Raw genomic sequence first — 925 nt, 5'->3', positions numbered from 1 at the left:
CAAAGGAAATTGCTGGGACAACGCGCCGACGGAGAGCTTCTTCAACAGCCTGAAAAATGAACGGGTTCATGCAGCGCGCTATCGCACGCATCGCGAAGCCGCAGCGGACTTGTTCGAATACATCGAAGTGTTTTACAACCGCAGTCGTCGTCATTCGTCGCTCGGCTTTGTGTCGCCGGCCCAGTTCATGCGAGACTGGCTCGTGGCTCAGCAGGCAACGGATGTAGCTGCATAACCCCGGGCCTCTGGAAGGCGAAAAACAGAGGGAAGGTCACGGCTCTGTCGAAGCCTGCGACGCTCTTCAGCTTCCAGTGTCTGCGCCTCGCGCTCGATGTCGTAAAGCGCAGCGAAGAATGGCAGCGCCAATGCGGCGATCTGGCTGCTGTGATTGGCATGCAGATCGAAGAACCTGCGTCTCGCGTGCGCCGCACATCCGTAAGCGCGCGATCTAGCACACTGAGCGCGCGTAGACGCGCGAAGGCGAGCGGGTCTCCGAGAGCAAATCGATCGATCGAGGTTTTGTGAGGTGGCGACCGATCAAGCTCAACGCGCTGCCGTTTCTGTGAGCTTCGCGTATTTGAACGGTAAGAGGTCAGTCACGTCGGCATGCGGTTCGCGCTTCGGTAGTTCGGTGAGCGTGAACGGCTATCGTGCCTGGAAGCGCGGCGGCACGCCCGAGCGGAAACGGTTGACCGACACGCAACTGCTTACGCTGATTCGGTCGATTCATGCCGAGGTCAAGGGCGCCTACGGCTCGCCACGCATGACCGAGGAGATTCGCGCACGCGGGTTTCCGGCCAGCAAGGCACGCGTGGAGCGTTTGATGAGCAAGAACGGTATCCGGGCACGCCACAAACGCCGCTACCGCGTCACAACTGATTCCCGGCACAAGCTGCCCGTCGCGCCGAACCTGTTGAACCGCGAG

At 60.5% G+C, this 925-nt stretch carries 1 protein-coding gene and 2 pseudogenes; 2 read left to right on the top strand and 1 reads right to left on the bottom strand.

The features are described from left to right. Positions 1-235: IS3 family transposase (locus tag GCT19_RS42270; protein ID WP_152855109.1), on the top strand; the 235-nt coding region annotated here is incomplete at its 5' end. Positions 236-264: 29 nt separating this feature from the next. On the opposite strand, the pseudogene GCT19_RS42265 reads toward GCT19_RS42270, so the two are convergent. Further along, positions 265-435, bottom strand: a pseudogene (locus GCT19_RS42265) (IS66 family transposase); the annotation flags it as partial. 193 nt (positions 436-628) lie between these two features. On the opposite strand from GCT19_RS42265, the pseudogene GCT19_RS42260 reads away from it, so the two are divergent. Then, positions 629-925, top strand: a pseudogene (locus GCT19_RS42260) (IS3 family transposase); the annotation flags it as partial.

The sequence above is a fragment of the Paraburkholderia atlantica genome (assembly GCF_009362785.1).
Lineage (GTDB): Bacteria > Pseudomonadota > Gammaproteobacteria > Burkholderiales > Burkholderiaceae > Paraburkholderia > Paraburkholderia atlantica.
This window is presented reverse-complemented; position numbering and strand designations above follow the sequence as displayed.